Origin of the sequence: Pseudomonas marincola (assembly GCF_900116605.1) — a bacterium.
Lineage (GTDB): Bacteria > Pseudomonadota > Gammaproteobacteria > Pseudomonadales > Pseudomonadaceae > Aquipseudomonas > Aquipseudomonas marincola.
This window is the reverse complement of the sequence record NZ_FPBC01000017.1, coordinates 20638-38614: the sequence shown is the minus strand read 5'-3', so window position 1 is coordinate 38614 and position 17977 is coordinate 20638. Positions and strand designations below refer to the sequence as shown.

General features: G+C 57.6%; 16 protein-coding genes. 11 read left to right on the top strand and 5 right to left on the bottom strand.

Going from position 1 to position 17977, the window contains the following annotated elements:
- Positions 1-31 precede the first annotated feature (31 nt).
- Entirely contained in the window at positions 32-871 is an 840-nt protein-coding gene (phhA, locus tag BM395_RS20550; RefSeq protein WP_280142254.1) for a phenylalanine 4-monooxygenase, read from the bottom strand.
- A gap of 205 nt (positions 872-1076) precedes the next feature.
- Here phhA and BM395_RS20545 point away from each other — a divergent pair, with 205 nt between their 5' ends.
- Complete coding sequence (locus BM395_RS20545; RefSeq protein ID WP_090515287.1) at positions 1077-2639, top strand: sigma-54-dependent transcriptional regulator; 1563 nt, start codon at positions 1077-1079, stop codon at positions 2637-2639.
- Between the two features lie 113 nt (positions 2640-2752).
- Here BM395_RS20545 and BM395_RS20540 read toward each other — a convergent pair whose 3' ends face one another.
- On the bottom strand, positions 2753-3019 hold the full coding sequence (locus tag BM395_RS20540) for an EF-hand domain-containing protein (RefSeq protein ID WP_090515285.1): 267 nt from the start codon (positions 3017-3019) through the stop codon (positions 2753-2755).
- 352 nt (positions 3020-3371) lie between these two features.
- Complete coding sequence (locus tag BM395_RS20535; RefSeq protein WP_090515283.1) at positions 3372-4295, bottom strand: LysR family transcriptional regulator; 924 nt, start codon at positions 4293-4295, stop codon at positions 3372-3374.
- 150 nt (positions 4296-4445) lie between these two features.
- Between BM395_RS20535 and BM395_RS20530 the strand changes: the two genes are divergently transcribed.
- From BM395_RS20530 to BM395_RS20505, 6 genes are all read left to right on the top strand, one after another.
- Positions 4446-5273, top strand: a complete 828-nt coding sequence (locus BM395_RS20530; protein ID WP_090515281.1) for an HTD2 family dehydratase — start codon at positions 4446-4448, stop codon at positions 5271-5273.
- Positions 5274-5301: 28 nt separating this feature from the next.
- Complete coding sequence (locus tag BM395_RS20525; protein ID WP_069900495.1) at positions 5302-6465, top strand: acyl-CoA dehydrogenase family protein; 1164 nt, start codon at positions 5302-5304, stop codon at positions 6463-6465.
- Positions 6466-6475: 10 nt separating this feature from the next.
- Positions 6476-7825 carry an MmgE/PrpD family protein gene (locus BM395_RS20520; RefSeq protein ID WP_090515279.1) on the top strand — a complete coding sequence of 450 codons (1350 nt, stop codon included), beginning with the start codon at positions 6476-6478 and terminating at the stop codon, positions 7823-7825.
- Between the two features lie 57 nt (positions 7826-7882).
- Complete coding sequence (locus BM395_RS20515; protein ID WP_090515277.1) at positions 7883-9088, top strand: CaiB/BaiF CoA transferase family protein; 1206 nt, start codon at positions 7883-7885, stop codon at positions 9086-9088.
- Positions 9089-9121: 33 nt separating this feature from the next.
- Positions 9122-9946 (top strand): HpcH/HpaI aldolase/citrate lyase family protein, encoded by an 825-nt coding sequence (locus BM395_RS20510; RefSeq protein WP_090515275.1) that lies wholly within the window; start codon positions 9122-9124, stop codon positions 9944-9946.
- 115 nt (positions 9947-10061) lie between these two features.
- Positions 10062-11066, top strand: a complete 1005-nt coding sequence (locus tag BM395_RS20505) for a TRAP transporter substrate-binding protein (RefSeq protein WP_090515273.1) — start codon at positions 10062-10064, stop codon at positions 11064-11066.
- A 239-nt stretch (positions 11067-11305) separates the two neighbouring features.
- On the opposite strand, the gene BM395_RS20500 is transcribed toward BM395_RS20505, so the two are convergent.
- On the bottom strand, positions 11306-12238 hold the full coding sequence (locus BM395_RS20500) for a hydroxymethylglutaryl-CoA lyase (RefSeq protein ID WP_090515271.1): 933 nt from the start codon (positions 12236-12238) through the stop codon (positions 11306-11308).
- 9 nt (positions 12239-12247) lie between these two features.
- Positions 12248-13450: a CaiB/BaiF CoA transferase family protein gene (locus BM395_RS20495; protein WP_090515269.1), complete on the bottom strand. Its 1203-nt coding sequence runs from the start codon at positions 13448-13450 to the stop codon at positions 12248-12250.
- Between the two features lie 190 nt (positions 13451-13640).
- Here BM395_RS20495 and BM395_RS20490 point away from each other — a divergent pair, with 190 nt between their 5' ends.
- The 4 genes from BM395_RS20490 to dctM all read left to right on the top strand — a co-directional run bounded on the left by BM395_RS20490 (position 13641) and on the right by dctM (position 17909).
- Positions 13641-14576, top strand: a complete 936-nt coding sequence (locus BM395_RS20490; RefSeq protein WP_069900425.1) for a LysR family transcriptional regulator — start codon at positions 13641-13643, stop codon at positions 14574-14576.
- A gap of 125 nt (positions 14577-14701) precedes the next feature.
- A complete protein-coding gene (locus BM395_RS20485) occupies positions 14702-15709 on the top strand; it encodes a DctP family TRAP transporter solute-binding subunit (RefSeq protein WP_090515267.1) in 1008 nt (335 codons plus the stop codon).
- Positions 15710-16005: 296 nt separating this feature from the next.
- Positions 16006-16626 carry a TRAP transporter small permease gene (locus BM395_RS20480; RefSeq protein ID WP_212633037.1) on the top strand — a complete coding sequence of 207 codons (621 nt, stop codon included), beginning with the start codon at positions 16006-16008 and terminating at the stop codon, positions 16624-16626.
- Positions 16626-17909, top strand: coding sequence for a C4-dicarboxylate TRAP transporter large permease protein DctM (gene dctM / locus BM395_RS20475; RefSeq protein WP_090515263.1), 1284 nt, complete (start codon positions 16626-16628; stop codon positions 17907-17909). The genes BM395_RS20480 and dctM overlap by 1 nt, the downstream gene beginning before the upstream one ends.
- Positions 17910-17977: the final 68 nt, after the last annotated feature.

Below are 17977 nucleotides of genomic sequence, written 5' to 3'. Positions count from 1 at the left end.
CCCCGTTCAAGGTGTACCAAAGCCGCCGTTGTCAGGCCGCTTTCGGTGGAAATTTGGGGCTGTGCAGGCCCAGTTGCATCGCTGTTTTAACCATTGCCATGATGTCCTCATGGGCCAGATCGAACAGGCGCTTGAGGTTGGGCAGGGCGAAATACAGCGGCTGCAGAATGTCGATACGGTAAGGCGTACGCATCGCCTCTAGCGGATCGAAAGCCTGATGCTCGGGCGCATCAGACAAGCAGTAAACGGTTTCTTTGGGTGACGAGAGAATGCCGCCGCCATAGATGCGTCGCCCCTGGCTGGTGTCTACCAGGCCAAACTCAATAGTCATCCAGTATAGGCGGGCCAGATAAACCCGCTCTTCTTTGCTCGCCTGCAAACCCAGCTTGCCATAAGTGTGGGTGAATTCTGCAAACCACGGGTTGGTCAGCAACGGGCAGTGGCCGAACACTTCATGAAAGATGTCCGGCTCTTGCAGGTAGTCGAGTTCTTCCGGGGTGCGGATAAACGTTGCGACCGGAAACTGCTTGCTGGCGAGCAATTCAAAGAAGGTCTGGAAGGGGATCAGCGCAGGCACGCGGGCCACGCTCCAGCCGGTAGTGGCCTGCAGGGTTTTGTTCACTTCAGCCAATTGCGGAATACGCTCGGTCGGCAGTTTCAGCCGCTCGATGCCATCGAAGTATTCCTCGCACGCGCGCCCTTCGATCACGGCCATCTGGCGGGTAATCAGGGTATTCCATACCTGATGCTCAGCTTCGCTGTAGTCAATAAACCCGTTATCGTCGGGCTGCCGAGCCACGTATTGCGTGCTCTTCATGCTTACTGCCTCCTGCTGGGGCTTTGTTGTTTTGTTGCTATAGGGATACCGCAGGTTGCAGGTGCTTGCAGCTAGCGTGACAGGCGCCTGATTGGCGCAATGAGTGAAAGTTTGTAAAGAAATAGTTACGGTATTGGCTGAGGCGCGCGATGCCTTCTTGTGTGAAGGCTAAGCTGTCACATATTCTTGACGAAAATTCTGTCGCAGCCCGCGATTTTTAGTGGCTGCGGCGCATAATAAGACTGTGTAGAGCGCCTTCATGCGAATCAAAGTTCACTGCCAAAATCGAATTGGCATCCTGCGTGACATTCTCAATCTGCTGGTCGAGTACGGCATCAACGTCGCGCGCGGCGAGGTGGGCGGGGAGCAGGGCAATGCCATCTACCTGCATTGCCCTAATCTGATAAACCTGCAGTTTCAGTCCATGCGCCCGAAGTTCGAGGCCATCGGCGGCGTGTTTGGCGTTAAACGCGTGGGCCTGATGCCCAGCGAGCGCCGCCATCTCGAACTCAATGCATTGCTCGCTGCGCTGGAGTTTCCGGTGTTGTCTATCGACATGGGCGGCTCCATCGTCGCGGCGAATCGTGCGGCGGCGCAATTGCTCGGTGTGCGCGTGGATGAAGTGCCGGGTATTCCGTTGTCGCGCTACGCCGAAGACTTCGATCTGCCTGAGTTGGTACGGGCCAATAAGTCGCGAATCAATGGCCTTCGGGTCAAGGTCAAAGGCGATGTATTTCTCGCCGATATCGCTCCGCTGCAATCCGAGCATGATGAAAGTGAGGCGCTGGCGGGCGCGGTGTTGACTCTGCATCGGGCTGACCGGGTCGGTGAGCGCATTTACAACGTGCGTAAGCAAGAGCTGCGCGGCTTTGACAGCATTTTCCAAAGCTCGAAAGTCATGGCTGCGGTGGTGCGTGAGGCGCGGCGGATGGCGCCTTTGGATGCACCGCTATTGATAGAAGGCGAAACCGGTACCGGCAAGGAGCTTTTGGCGCGTGCTTGCCACGTCGCCAGCCCGCGTGGCCAGTCGCCGTTTATGGCGCTCAATTGTGCCGGCTTGCCTGAGTCGATGGCTGAAACCGAGTTGTTTGGTTACGGGCCGGGGGCGTTTGAAGGGGCGCGCCCAGAGGGCAAGTTGGGCCTGCTGGAACTCACTGCAGGCGGCACATTGTTCCTCGATGGCGTCGGTGAAATGAGCCCGCGCCTGCAGGCCAAGTTACTGCGTTTTTTGCAGGATGGCTGCTTTCGCCGAGTCGGCAGTGACGAGGAGGTTTACCTGGATGTGCGGGTGATCTGCGCGACTCAGGTCGACTTGTCCGAGTTGTGCGCTAAGGGCGAGTTTCGTCAGGATCTGTATCACCGTCTCAACGTACTCAGCTTGCACATTCCGCCGTTGCGCGAGTGCCTGGATGGGCTGGTGCCGTTGGTTGAGCACTTTCTCGATCAGGCCAGCCGGCAAATCGGCTGCGCACTGCCTGTGATCGAAGCTCAGGCGCTGGAGCGACTCAAGCATTACCACTGGCCGGGCAATGTGCGGCAGTTGGAGAATGTGTTGTTTCAGGCCGTATCGCTGTGTGACGGCGCCTCGGTCAAGGCCACGCACATACGTTTACCCGACTACGGCGCGCCGCAGCCGATGGGTGATTTCTCACTTGAAGGTGCGCTGGACGATATCGTCGGACGCTTCGAGAAAGCCGTACTTGAGCGCCTGTTCGACGAACACCCGAGCAGTCGACAACTGGGCAAACGCTTGGGCGTTTCGCACACCACCATCGCCAACAAGTTACGTGCCTACAACATTGGTAAAGATGCTCAGCCCTGAAAGCGCAGTAGTCGGAGTAGCGCACACGGTGTATGCGGGCTGAGCTAAAACTGCGGCAGTAGCGTCACGCCGTATTGGCGCCCGCTACTGCCGACGCGTCATGTCAGGGTGAGTCAAGGACGACGCGGTGGCTTGGGCATGCTCTGCAGCTCTTCGAGCGAGAGAACGCCGTCTTTGTTGCTGTCCACATCGCTGAAGTGCTCGGCCAGCGGGCCCTTGACCTCTGACTGCGACAGCTTGCCGTCACCGTTGGCGTCTAGGCGCTCAATCATCGTGGCAGGGTCTGGACGGCCACCGTCTTTGTGCTTGGGGCCTGAGCAGCCCGCCACCAGAACGGTCGCAGCGATTGCAAAAAGAACAGCCAAAGTAGTGCGTTTCATGAGGTTTCCTAAGTGCGTGAATGAGGAAACAGAGTGTGCCAGCGGCGGCGCTCACCGGCTGTCAGGGCAGGGTAAATATCTGTAAAGAAGGTGTAAATGCCCGCGCTAGAGCCATTTCTGCGCTTAATTCGTGCGCGATCTTGACGAAACACGGCCTCGTTGTAAGACCTTGGTGTAATAGTCAGCCCGGACTGGGCGCCGCACACTCGGCCTACCAGATCTTGCGTGGTCCGGTTGTTGAGTCTGTTTACTGCGAGGTGAGCAGATCATGCGTTTATTCCACTCCCATTTTGGGAGCTCCCAAGCGGTCCTTTGGATCGCTTTTTTTTGCCTGGGATTTCACCCGGCAGACTCAGCTGTTTGCCCGCTCTTGATCAGATTGAGGCGCCGCAGTCTCCGGGCGCAATGTTGCGACCAGAGCTCTCACGCTGCCCGGTAAGGCTTCGAGATCGCGTACCAGAATACTCCGCTCACGAATGGCCCATGGCTCGTCCAATTCAATGGTTTCGATTTGCATGGTGCGGCTGTGACGCTGTGCGGCGGACTCCGGGATGATGCCGATGCCAACACCGGCTTCTACCATGCGGCAAATCGCCTCGAAGCTGGAAACCTGTATCCGCAGTGACAGTTTCTTGCCGAGCGTTTCGACCTGCTCACGCAGAAAGCTCAGCAGCGTGCTGCCTTCGCGCAAGCCAATGTGCTGATACTCCAGCGTATCGTTGAGGGTGATTTTTTTACGGCCCGCCAGCGGATGCTGCTCAGGAACCGCCAGTAACAGTCGGTCGGTGCTGAAGTGCAATACCTGCAGACCACTGGCAGCAACCGGTCCGGCAATGATGCCCATGTCGGTCGAGCCATCAAGCACGCCGCGCACAATATCGCGGCTGAGCCTTTCCTGCAGATCAATGGTGACGCCTGGTCGCTCTGCCAAAAAGCCTGCGAGGATTTCGGGCAAAAACTCCGTCACCGCGGTGGTGTTGGCGAATATTCGAATATGCCCTGCCGAGTCGGTGCCGTAATCGGCGAACTCAGTTTTCAGATAGTCGACTTGCCGCATGATAAGGCGAGCATGCTGCAGTAACCGCTGGCCGGCGGGAGTCAGCTCCACACCACGGCTGTCGCGATACAGCAGACGGCTGCCGAGTTGTGCCTCCAGGGCTTTTATTCGGGCACTGGCAGCGGCTGGCGAGAGGAATGCACGGCGGGCACCCTGCGTCAGGCTGGGCGACTCAGCAATATGAATAAACAAGCGCAGGTCGGGTAAGTCGAAGTGCATGGAGGCCTCTGGCGATAGTGGCTTTGAGGGGAATTCATCTGGCTATGGCGTTCATCATAGCCGAACGCTGCTTCATTAAAATGCAAATTCACAGTACGCCGTCCAGCTTGCATGCTTGAGCTACATCAAGAACGCAGCTGGATATAACTCATGACTGACGCCTCACTATCTGCCTGGATCGGCCGCACCGAAGAGGTTCACGATCAATTAAGCCGCAATCTGGTTATGCGCATCGCAGCAACTCTGGCTGAGCCGACGCCTGCTCACGGTGAGCCACTGCCGCCACTGTGGCATTGGGCTTTTTTTCAGGAGCCTGTTGCAGAGGAAGGCTTAGGCGCGGACGGGCACCCGGCCCGAGGCGGGTTTTTACCGCCCGCCGAGAATCGCAATCGCATGTGGGCAGGCGGACGGATCGACTTTCGTAAGCCTTTGCGCGTGGGGCTTGAAGCCAGCCGCGTCTCGACCATCACCCACATCGAAGAGAAGCACGGCAGCACCGGCGCACTGCTGTTTGTCACGGTTCAGCATGACTACCTGCAGGAGGGTGAGCTGATGATTCGTGAAGAACAGGACATCGTCTATCGCGAGCCAAACCCGGCAAAAACCGCGAGCAGCCAACCCCTGATTGCAGGTCAGTGGCGGGAAGTCGTTACGCCAACACCCACCCTGTTATTTCGCTACAGCGCCGTGACATTCAATGGCCACCGTATTCATTACGACTGGCCCTATGTCACCGAGACGGAAGGTTATGCCGGGCTGGTGGTGCATGGCCCGCTGATCGCAACCCTGACTTTGCGCGCATTTTGCCGGGCTAACCCTGATGTGCAAGTGCGCCGCTTCTCTTATCGAGGCTTACGGCCTTTAGTCGCACCGCAGGCGTTTGAGGTGGGAGGGCAAAACTCTGCTGCCGGCACCGCTCAACTCTGGGCCGGCAATGAGTCGGGTTTAGCCCAGCGCAGCGAAGTTCACTTTGATTGATAACTCTGGCCAATACGAGATACCGATGATGAATCCTAATAATAACTCTGAATTCAATGCCATCCGTGAAGGTGTACAAGCCTTGTGCGCCGAGTTTGATGCTGCGTACTGGCGCAAGGTTGATGAAGAAAAAGGCTTCCCCGAGGCCTTCGTTAAAGCACTGACGGATGCCGGTTGGTTAGCGGCAATGATTCCAACCGAATACGGCGGCTCAGGGTTGGGTTTAGCAGAAGCGTCGATCATCCTCGAAGAAGTAAACCGCTGCGGGGGCAACTCAGGCACGGTTCACGGGCAGATGTACAACATGTTCACCTTGCTGCGTCATGGTAGCGAGGAGCAGAAAAGCTTCTATCTGCCGAAAATTGCGGCGGGCGAACTGCGCCTGCAATCGATGGCCGTCACCGAACCCACCACGGGCACCGACACCACCAAGATCAAAACCACTGCGGTTAAGCAGGGCGACAAGTATGTGATCAACGGCCAGAAGGTCTGGATCTCGCGTGTGCAGCACTCAGATCTGATGATCTTGCTGGCGCGCACCACTGCGCTAGCCGAGGTTAAGCGCAAGTCGGAAGGCATGTCGATTTTCCTGGTAGACCTGCGTGAGGCGATTGGCAACGGTCTGACAGTTCAGCCGATAGCCAACATGGTTAACCATGAAACCAACGAGCTGTTCTTTGACAACCTAGAGCTGCCGGCAAGCAGCCTGATTGGGGAAGAGGGCAAGGGCTTCAAATACATCCTCGATGGCTTGAATGCTGAGCGCACATTGATCGCTGCCGAATGTATTGGGGATGGCCGTTGGTTCATCGAAAAGGCCAGCCAATATGCCCGTGAACGCGAGGTGTTTGGTCGGCCAATCGGCCAGAACCAAGGTGTGCAGTTCCCGATCGCTGAGGCCCATATTGAGGTTGAAGCGGCGGATCTGATGCGCTGGCGCGCTTGCGAGGAATATGACTCAGGCATCAATGCCGGCGCTAGCGCCAATATGGCGAAATATCTTGCGGCCAAGGCATCTTGGGAAGCCGCCAACGCCTGTATGCAAACCCACGGCGGGTTTGGTTTCGCCTGTGAATACGACATTGAACGCAAGTTCCGCGAGACTCGCTTGTACCAGGTTGCACCGATCTCAACCAACTTGATTCTGTCGTACGTGTCCGAGCACTTGCTCGACTTGCCGCGTTCATTCTGAGGCCCGGACCATGACTCACACTGAGCAGCTTGCTGGGTTCCTGGCTGATTTGCGTTATGAGCACTTGAGCGATGCCGTAGTGTCGCGCACCCAGGAGTTATTTCTGGACTGGTTGGGTTCGGCGCTTGCCAGTCAGGGCAGTCACCCGATTCCGTTGTTTGAGCGCTACGCCGAACTCATGGGGCCGACAACCGGTCCAGCCAGAATCATCGTTAATGGCCGCTCTACAAGCGCTTATTTCGCGGCCTTGGTCAACGGCGCGTCTTCGCATTTGGTCGAGCAAGATGATCTGCACAACAGCTCGGTATTGCACCCGGCAACGGTGGTGTTTCCGGCCGCTTTGGCCGCCGCACAAGATCTGGGTTGCACAGGGCGCGAGTTGTTGCTGGCAGCCGTCGCAGGGTATGAAGCGGGAATTCGCATTGGCGAGTTTCTTGGGCGTTCGCACTACCGGGTTTTCCACACCACGGCCACCGTCGGGACGCTCGCAGCTGCTGTGGCGGTCGGTAAATTGCGTAATTTTGATGCGGCGCAATTTATTAACGTGCTGGGTTCGGCTGGCACGCAGGCGGCTGGTTTGTGGGAGTTCTTGCGTGACGCCACCGACTCCAAACAACTGCATACCGCTAAGGCCGCAGCGGATGGATTGCTGGCAGCCTACCTAACTGCCGATGGCCTGACCGGCGCGCGCAATATCCTTGAGGGCGAGCAGGGCATGGCTGCCGGCATGTCGAGTGATGCTCAACCGCATAAGTTGTCCGATCGACTTGGCAGCCGCTGGGCGCTGCTTGAAACATCGTTCAAGTTCCACGCCTCCTGCCGCCACACCCATCCGGCAGCGGATGCATTGCTGGGACTGATGCAGCGCGAAGGGCTCAGCCACGAGCACATCGAACGCGTCACCACCCATGTGCATCAGGGCGCCATTGATGTGCTGGGACGCGTAGATGTGCCGCAGAGCGTGCATCAGGCCAAGTTCTCGATGGGCACCGTGCTGGGTTTGATTGCCGTGCACGGTAAGGCCGGGCTGCCTGAGTTTGAGCAGTTCGCGCTGGATGATGCGCGTGTAGCGCGTTTTCGCGACAAGGTGCAGATGCAGCTGGATGCGCAGGTAGACGCTGCTTATCCGCAGCGCTGGCTGGGCCGGGTTGAGGTGCTCACAGTCGATGGCCGCCGGTTGCAGGGCGCTATCGATGAGCCCAAGGGTGATCCGGGCAATACCTTGTCTCGCCCTGAGCTGGAAGACAAGTTCCGGAGCCTGCTGGCGTTCTCGGGCGCGCTTGAGGGGGCGCCGGTTGATGCGTTGATTTCGCAGGTGTGGCAACTGCATCAGCGCCCTGATGTGCACAGCCTTATCTAACCGGATGACGGCGACTGCGCTTCTCTGGCGCTCGCCAACTGACATGAGAGTTATGCAATGAATACATCGAATAACGCGCCACGTCCGTTAGACGGCATCACCGTTGTGAGCCTTGAGCATGCAATTGCCGCCCCGTTTTGTACGCGTCAACTGGCGGATCTTGGGGCTCGGGTTATCAAGGTCGAGCGCCCGCAAACCGGCGATTTTGCGCGCAACTACGACGAGCGCGTAGGTGGCCTGGCCTCGCATTTTGTGTGGACCAATCGCTCCAAAGAAAGCCTGACCCTGGACCTGAAACAACAGCGTGCCAGCGAGGTGCTCGAGGCGTTACTGGCCACGGCTGATGTGCTGGTACAAAACCTCGCGCCGGGCGCTGCGGCGCGTATGGGCTTGTCGTTCGAGGCGTTGCATGAGCGGTTTCCGCAGTTGATCGTGTGTGACATTTCAGGCTACGGCGAAGGCGGCCCGTATGAGCAAAAGAAAGCCTACGACCTGCTGATTCAGAGCGAGGGCGGTTTTCTTTCTGTAACCGGGGATGCGGGCGAAGAGCAGATGGCCAAGGCCGGCTGCTCGATTGCCGACATTGCGGCCGGTATGTATGCCTATACCGGTGTGCTGTCGGCGCTGATGCTGCGCGGCAAAACCGGGGTTGGCAGCCGGGTGGATGTGTCGATGTTAGAAAGCCTGGTCGAGTGGATGGGCTATCCCATGTATTACGCCTACGAAGGCGCTGCGCCGCCGCCACGCGCCGGTGCCGCGCACTCAACCATTTACCCGTATGGCCCTTTTCCCGCGGGCGATGGCGGCACCGTGATGCTGGGCTTGCAGAACGAACGTGAGTGGCGGGCGTTTTGCGACAAGGTGCTGTTGCAACCCGAACTGGCGGACGACGCGCGATTTTCAGCGAACTTTAAGCGCTCCGAGAACCGCGCTGAATTGCGCGCAATCATTGTTGAAAGCTTCGCGGCACTCAGCGCTGAGCAAGTGATTGAGCGGCTCGACAGCGCGCAAATTGCCAATGCGCATGTCAACGACATGGCTGGTGTCTGGCAGCACCCGCAACTCAAGGCCCGGGAGCGCTGGACGCAGGTGGAAAGCCCCGCTGGCCTGTTACCAGCCTTGCTCCCGCCCGGCCGCAACAACGCCTTCTCGCCACGTATGGATGGCGTGCCTGGACTCGGCCAACACACCGACAGCGTGCTTGCAGAGCTGGGCCTGAACCCGGCCGCCATTGAACAACTGCGTGAGCAGGGTGCGGTTTGACCTGCGCTTGAGCGATAGAAAGGATAGAAAACCATGAGCCTGCGTACTGTTCGCACAGCCTTATTTGTACCCGCTTCGCGTCCGGAGCGTATTCCCAAAGCGCTTGCGGTTGGCGCTGACGCGGTAATTGTCGACCTTGAAGATGCGGTAGAGGAAAGTCTCAAGGAGCAAGCGCGGGAAAACCTGAGTGCGTTTTTGAGCAGCCAGCCTGATGCACGAGTGCTGGTGCGTATCAATGCGCCGAACCATTGCGCTCATGCGGCGGATATAGCCATTTGCGCACGGCATGATGGCGTCATCGGTGTGCTGCTGCCCAAGGTTGAAAGCGCAGACCAAGTTGCTCGTGTGCAGGCGTGCAATAAACCAGTCTGGCCGATTATTGAAAGCGCTGCAGGCTTATATGCACTGCCAGAAATCGCCCGTGCACACGGCGTTGAGCGCTTGTCGTTTGGTGGTCTGGATTTGGGACTCGACCTGGGTTTGGACTCTGCAACTGCCGCCGCAGGCAGAATTTTTGACCAGGCGCGCTATGCAATTTTATTGCACTCACGCCTTGCGCAGTTGGCGCCACCGCTGGATACCGTGTTCCCGGCCATTAATGACCAAGCAGGCTTGGCTCGCGTTGCTCGCGACGCCAGCGATATGGGCTTTGGTGGCGTGTTGTGCATTCACCCCACACAAGTGGCGGTAGTGCACCAGGCACTCATGCCGGATGCCGATGCGCTGGCTTGGGCGCAGCGCGTCATGAGTGGCGCAGAGCAGGGCGCAGGTGTGTTTGTGGTCGATGGCCAGATGGTCGATGCACCTGTTCTGGGTCATGCCAGGCGGTTGCTTGAGCGCGCCGGTATCAAAAACTAACCCCTGAAAATTTATCGTGCCCAAGCGTTGCTGGCCTGGGTTCTGTCTCAGCGACTAATCGTATTCGGCGACTGAGGCAACGGTTTCTTCCATGACAAAAATAAGAGGCAAAACCATGTATAAATTTCCTGCTAAGGCGCTGCTATGCGCTGTTTCATTGTCGGCATCGGTCGTCATGTCTGGGCTTGCTCAGGCGGCTGACCCGATCATTATCAAATTCTCCCATGTCGTGGCGGACAGTACGCCAAAGGGGCAGGGCGCTTTGCTGTTCAAAAAGCTGGTGGAAGAGCGCCTGCCGGGCAAAGTCCAGGTTCAGGTTTATCCAAACTCGTCCTTGTACGGCGACGGTAAAGAGATGGAGGCGCTCTTATTGGGCGATGTGCAAATGCTGGCGCCATCTCTGGCCAAATTCGAGCAGTACTCCAAGCCCATTCAAATTTTTGATTTACCCTTTCTGTTCGACAACCTGGCTGCCGCCGATCGCTTTCAAAGCAGCCCGGAAGGTAAAGGCCTGCTGAAGTCGATGGAAAGCAAGAACATTACCGGTTTGGCCTATTGGCACAACGGCACCAAGCAACTCTCGGCCAATAAACCGCTGCGTGTGCCCGGTGATGCACGCGGGCTGAAGTTCCGCGTGCAAGCATCCGCTGTGCTTGAAGAGCAGTTCAAGGCGATCAGAGCCAACCCTCGCAAGATGAGTTTTGCTGAGGTTTATCAAGGCCTGCAAACCGGTGTAGTCAACGGCACAGAAAACACCTGGTCCAATTACACCAGTCAGAAGGTCAACGAAGTACAGAAATACATGACCGAGTCGGATCACGGTCTGATCGATTATATGGTGATCACTAACACCAAATTCTGGAACGATTTGCCTGCTGATATTCGTACCCAGCTCGATGAAATCATGGGGGAAGTGACCGTAGCAGTGAACAAACAAGCCAGTGATTTGAATGAGCGCGCCAAGCAGGAAATTATCGACTCTGGCAGCACTGAGGTCATCACCCTGACGCCTGAGCAACGGGCCGAATGGCGAGTGGCGATGAAGCCGGTGTGGCAGAAGTTTGAAGGCCAGATTGGTGCCGACTTGATTCAAGCGGCTGAGGCTTCAAACGGGCAGTAAGGATTTCGCCCAAACATTAAAAAGGCTGGCAGATCTCCTCTGCCAGCCTTTTTAATGCGTATGAAACGCAGCGCCTGGATAGTTGTGTGCGTGTTAAATCCGAACTGTAAATCACCCAAGGCGCCAACACCTGCAAAGGACTGTTGCCCGGCCGGTCACTATCACCGCCTGCACAGTAAACGGCGCGCCAACACGGGCTCGGTTGGCGCTTTGCAGTATTGCGTTAGCAAGTGCCTTACTTAGCTGGCGCTTTCCATCCACTTCGGCTTGGGATAGCGGCGGTCAGATTTTCCGGCTTTAAGGATCGCGCCGGGCACATCGTGGCCCAGTAATTCCGGCAGGGAGGCTGCGGCGGCGAGCAGGGCGTCGAGGTCGACACCGGTATCGAAACCCATGCGCTGGAACATGTGCACCAGATCTTCCGTACAAATATTGCCGCTGGCGCCTGGCGCGTAGGGGCAGCCGCCGAGGCCGCCGAGCGAGGCGTCGAAGCGGTCTACGCCGGCATTCAGTGCCGCGATTGCGTTGGCCAGGCCCATGCCCCGGGTGTTGTGGAAGTGCAGGGTGAAAACGGTTTCTGGCCAGCGGGACAATGCTTCCCGGCTGATGCGCTCAACTTGCGCCGGGTCGGCTATGCCGGTGGTGTCGCACAGCGTGACGCCCTGCACGCCGATGTCGGTGAGCTTTTGTATCAGCTCATACACCCGCGACTCGGCTACATCGCCCTCAAACGGGCAGCCGAATGTGGTCGACAGCGAGGCATTGATGAACACGCCGCTGCCACGCGTGACTTCGATGATTTCCTTGAACTGTTGCAATGACTGCTCGGGCGTCATGCGCAGGTTTGCCAGGCCGTGGGTGTTGCTGGCGGACATGACCAGATTGATTTCATCAACCTGACACGACAGCGCGCGCTCGCACCCCCGCACGTTCGGCACCAATACCGTGTATTCCACGCCCGGCACGCGTTGAATGCCGCGCATCACTTCTTCGGCATCACGCAGGTTGGGAATCGCCTTGGGCGAGGTGAATGAGGTGACTTCAACCTTGGCCAGGCCGGTGTGCGAGAGATAATCGATCAGCGCGATCTTGTCTTCGGTGGCAACAAAATTGGGTTCAATCTGGAAGCCATCACGGGTGGCTACATCCTGGATATACAGACGCTTAGTCATCACGATTCCTTAAATAATGCCGCGTTCGCGCAAGCCCTGACGCTGCTCATCGGTCAGGCCCAGGCCTGCCAATACATCATCGGTATGCTCGCCAAGTGCCGGACCGCCAGTGCCGATGCGGCCCGGTGTGCGGCTTAATTTGGGTAATACGCCAGGGACCTTCAACGGGCCAGCGGCGGTTTGCACGGTCTCGATCATGTTGCGCGCGAGATAGTGCGGGTCGCTGACGATGTCGGCAGCGGTGTATGGGAAACCGGCCGGAACGCGGGCCTCATTGAGTGCATCGAGCACTTGCTGGCGGCTGCGCTGGGAGGTCCATTGAGCAATCGCCTCGTCGATCATGGCGGCGTGTTCGCTGCGTCCGTCGTTATGCTCAAGGCGCGGATCATTGGCGAGGTCGGCACGCTCAATCAGCAGCATCAAGCGCTTGTAGATGCTGTCGCCGTTGCCTGCGATCAGCACATAACTGCCGTCGTTGCACGGGTAGGAGTTGGATGGCGTGATGCCGGGCAGGGCGCTGCCGGCGGGTTCGCGTACATAGCCAAAGGCGTCGTATTCGGGAATCAGGCTTTCCATCATGGCGAACACCGACTCGTACAGCGCCACATCAATGTATTGGCCCAGACCGCTGCGTTGACGCTCTTGCAGCGCCAGCAAAATACCGATAACGCCATACAGCGATGACAGCGAATCGCCGATGCTGATGCCGACGCGCACTGGCGCTTGCCCCGGATAACCCGACAAATGCCGCAGCCCGCCCATGGCTTCGCCGATAACGCCAAAGCCTGGCAAGTCGCGGTATGGGCCGGTCTGGCCGTAACCTGAAATGCGCAGCATGATCAGTTTGGGGTTGATGGCCGAAAGCTGCTCCCAGCCAAGGCCCCAGCCTTCAAGTGCGCCGGGGCGGAAGTTCTCAATCAGAATATCCGCCTCGCTGATCAGCTTGCGTACGATGTCCTGACCTTCCGGCTCTTTAAGGTTGAGCGTGAGCGACTGTTTGTTGCGTGACTGCACGTGCCACCAGAGTGAGGTGCCGTCTTTGATTTTGCGCCACTTGCGCAGTGGGTCGCCGACCTTAGGCGGTTCGATCTTGATCACTTGTGCGCCAAACTCGCCGAGGAGTTTGCTGGCGAATGGGCCGGCGATCAGCTGCCCCATCTCAACCACTTTCAAACCTTGCAGCGCCATCGGACTCACATTCAATTCTGTCATGGGGTGCCTCAACCGAGTTGCCTTATCGTTATGGCTGCAGAATTACTCAGCTCCGGGCTTCGAACAATTGATTAATCAACAAGCCTGACTTCGTATCCCGCGAAGTGCTTTTGTGAGAGCCTTGTCCCGATCAGACCAGCATGTTTGCCCGCATGCCGTTGTCGAACCACGCACAAGGAGGGCCGTTGCCATGCGCCGTATCGACTTTGTAACGCTGAAAATCTTTATTGCGATTGCCGATGAGCGCAGCCTGACCAAGGCCGCCGAGCGTGAGCATCTGGCCCTGGCTGCTGTGAGTAAGCGCGTCAGCGACCTCGAAAGCCAGCTGGGTATCACTTTGCTCTATCGACAGCCCAAGGGCGTTGAACTGACGCCCGCCGGGCATGCGCTGCTGCACCATGCGCGCAATGTGATGGACAACATCGAGCAAATGAATGCCGACCTCAGCGAGTTCAGTGACGGGGTCAAAGGGCATGTGCGAATTCACGCTAACACCTCGGCCGTGATTGAGTTCCTGCCCGAAGACTTGAGCACGTTCACCCACTTGCATCCGCAGGTGAAAATCGACCTTGAGGAACGCGTCAGCAGCGAAACCATTCGCGCCGTGCGTGAGGGTCTGACCGACATCGGCATCTTCGCAGGGCACGTGCCGGCCGAGGATTTACAGGTTTTCAGCTATCGCCATGATCAGCTGGTGCTGGTCACGCCGCGCGATCATCCACTGGCTTCGCGCGGTTGCGTCGCTCTGCGCGATGCGGTCGGTTATGACTTTATTGGCTTGCAGCAAGACGCCTCCCTGCACAGTTTGCTGCAACACTCGGTGCACCACCTTGGGGTGTCGCTGCGCTTGCGTATTCAGGTGCGCAGCTTTGAGGCGATCTGCAGGATGATCCACACCGGTATGGGCATTGGTGTGTTGCCAGAGATTGCCGTGCGCACCTATTTGCCTGCGCTCAATGTGCAGGTGGTGAACCTCAGTGATGACTGGGCGCGGCGTGAGATGAAGATTGCCGTGCGCAGTGTTGATGCGCTCTCTGTCACGGCCAGGCAGATGCTCGAACACCTGAGCAGCAGTGAGGCACGCGCTGGCGAATTGGCTTTGCCTTCGTCAATGCCGAAGGCTTGATTCCTCAAATGCGAATTTCAGTTGTGCTACCGGCGCGTTAGAGTCCAGCCGTCGATGAAGCGCTGAGTTCCTGTTACTGGGTGTTCGCCGTTTCAACGCTCAGACAAAAATAATAGGAGCTCCCCATGAAGTATCCGTCTGTCCGTCGCGCCTTACTCAGTCTTGCCACCGGTATCGCCCTGTTTGGCGCAGTGGCTGCTCAGGCCGCAGACCCAATCCTGATCAAATTTTCCCACATCACTGCTGATAACACGCCGAAAGGCCAAGGCGCGCTGCTATTCAAGAAGCTCGTCGACGAGCGCCTGTCCGGCAAAGTTGAGGTTCAGGTTTACGCCAACTCTTCGCTGTACGGTGACGGCAAGGAAATGGAAGCGCTGATGCTCAACGAGGTGCAAATGCTCGCGCCGGCGCCGTCCAAGCTTGAGCAGTACACCAAGCAACTGCAGTTGTTCGACATGATGTTCCTGTTCAACGACATGGCAGCAGCGCAACGCTTCCAGAACTCCGACAAGGGCAAGGCGATGCTCAAGTCGATGGAAGACAAAGGCATTACCGGTCTGGCCTTCTGGCTCAACGGCATGCGCCAATTGACCGCCAATAAACCGCTGATCAAGCCCAGCGATGCGCGTGGTTTGAAGTTCCGCGTACAGCCTTCGGATTTGCAAGCCGCGCAATACAGCGCCTTGCGTGCAGTGCCGCGCAAGATGTCTTTCGCTGAGATTTATCAGGGCCTGCAGACCGGTGTGGTCAACGCCCAGGACAACCCCTGGTCGAATATTTACAGCCAGAAGTTCTTTGAAGTGCAGAAGTACATGATCGAATCCGATCACGCCATCGGCAACTATGTACTGATCACCAATACCAAGTTCTGGAACAGCTTGCCTGCAGATATTCGCAGCCAGCTGGAAGAGATTGTTGCCGAGGTCACCACTGAGGTGAACAAGCAGGCGGCCGACGTTAACGAGAAAGCCAAACAAGCGATCATTGCTTCCGGCAAGGTCGAGATGATCAAACTGACCCCAGAGCAACGCGATGCGTGGCGTGATGCCGTGCGCCCGGCGTGGAAGAAGTTTGAGGCTGATATCGGCGCTGACGTGATCGAGGCTGCTCAGGCCGCGAACCAGGCGCAATAAACGCACCTTCACGGCCGTTGCTGCGGCAGCGGTCGTCTTCCTGTTTACAGGCGCCGACCCATAGCAGGCTATTGATGGCCCCACGCAGGCTGCTCAATAAGCTGTGTTTATGGTCGGGGCCTGCTTTATTCGCTGCTTGTGCCTGCTTTGCCAGGCCCAAAAACACTCATTAGGCAGTGACGAATCCGGCATTTATCAATGGTGAATGTCGCGGCCTTGAGTGCTGGGTTAGAGTCCCAGCGCTTCCAAGGTTTAAACCAATAACAAGATAATCAGGAGATCGGCCCGTGAGCTTTATGCTGCGTGCATGGAATCATTTCGAGGAAGGTTTTATCGCCTTTCTGTTGGGTGCCATGACTCTGGTCACGTTTACCTACGTGATCCTCAATAACCTCTACACCTTGTTCTACAGCTGGGCAGACCACTGGCAAGGTGCAAGTGAGAGCCTGTTTTCGATTGGCGATCATATTCTCGGCATGGCCCAGGCCATGACCTGGAGCATTGCGCTGACCAAAGCGCTGTTTGCCTGGCTGATCTTTTTTGGTCTGGCTTACGGTGTGCGCACCGCAGGCCATATCGGCGTCGATGCGCTGGTAAAACTGGCGCCGCGGCCCATTCAGCGTTGCATTGGAATCATTGCCTGCATCGCCTGCCTGACCTACGCCGGCATGATCGCAGCCGGCAGCTTTGACTGGGTCGAAGCCTTGTTCACAGCCGGTATTGGTGCAGAAGACCTCGGTCACTACGGCATCAAACAGTGGCACATCGCGGCCATCGTACCGTTTGGCTACGCGATGGTATTTATCCGTTTCTTCGAAATCTTCGTGCGAATTCTGCGTAACGAGCAGACCGGCCTCGGCCTGGCTGATGAAGCCGCCGATGCGCTGAAACTGAAAGAACACGAGGCGCAAAAATAATGACCATTCTGTTTCTGTTTGCCGCGCTGTTCGTGCTGATGTTCATCGGCGTGCCGATTGCGGTTTCGCTGGGCCTCGCCGGTTCGGTGACGATTATGTTGTTCAGCCCGGACTCGGTCCGTTCGCTGGCCATCAAGCTGTTTGAAACCTCCGAGCACTACACGCTGCTGGCGATTCCGTTCTTCCTGCTCTCCGGCGCATTCATGACCACCGGCGGCGTGGCCAAGCGCCTGATCGACTTTGCCAACGCCTGCGTCGGCCACATCCGTGGCGGTCTGGCTATTTCGGCCGTTATGGCGTGCATGCTGTTCGCCGCGTTGTCTGGTTCATCGCCTGCCACCGTTGCGGCAGTTGGTTCGATTGCGATTGCCGGCATGGTGCGCTCGGGTTATCCACAGGCGTTCGGCGCCGGTATCGTGTGTAACGCCGGTACGCTGGGCATTCTGATTCCGCCGTCGATCGTGATGGTGGTCTACGCCGCTGCAACCGAGCAATCGGTCGGCAAGCTGTTCATGGCCGGGGTTATTCCGGGTCTGTTGCTGGGGCTTGCGTTGATGCTGGCGATTTACATTGTCGCGCGCAAAATGAATCTGCCTGCACAGCCGCGTGCCACCGTACGCGAGTTCCTCACGGCTGCGCGCAAGGCCATCTGGGGCTTGCTTTTGATGGTAGTGATTCTCGGCGGGATCTACTCGGGCATGTTCACCCCGACCGAGGCTGCCGCCGTAGCCGCGGTGTACGCAGGCTTTGTCGCGCTGTTTGTCTATAAAGACCTGACCTTCCGCGAATGCCCGAAAGTGCTGCTCGACTCCGGCAAGCTGACCATCATGCTGATGTTCATCATTGCCAACGCCATGCTGTTTGCTCACGTACTGACCACCGAGCAAATCCCGCAGACCATCACCGCGTGGGTGATCGAAGCCGGCCTGCAGCCGTGGCAGTTCCTGCTGGTGGTGAACATCGTGCTGTTGATAGCCGGTGCGTTCATGGAGCCTTCGGCGATCATCCTGATCCTGGCGCCGATCCTGTTTCCGATTGCGGTGGAGCTGGGCATCGACCCGATCCATCTGGGCATCATCATGGTGGTGAATATGGAGATCGGTTTGATAACCCCGCCGGTGGGCCTGAACCTGTTCGTGACCTCGGCGGTGACCGGCATGCCGCTGACTCAGGTTATCCGCGCTGCCTGGCCGTGGCTGATGCTGCTGCTCGGCTTCCTGATGGTGATTACCTATATTCCGGCTGTTTCAATGGCGCTGCCTAACTGGCTGGGCATGAACTGACCGCTTGAATAGCAACTTGCAAAAATGACAACGCGGGCAGGCTAAACCATGCCCGCGTTGTCATTTTT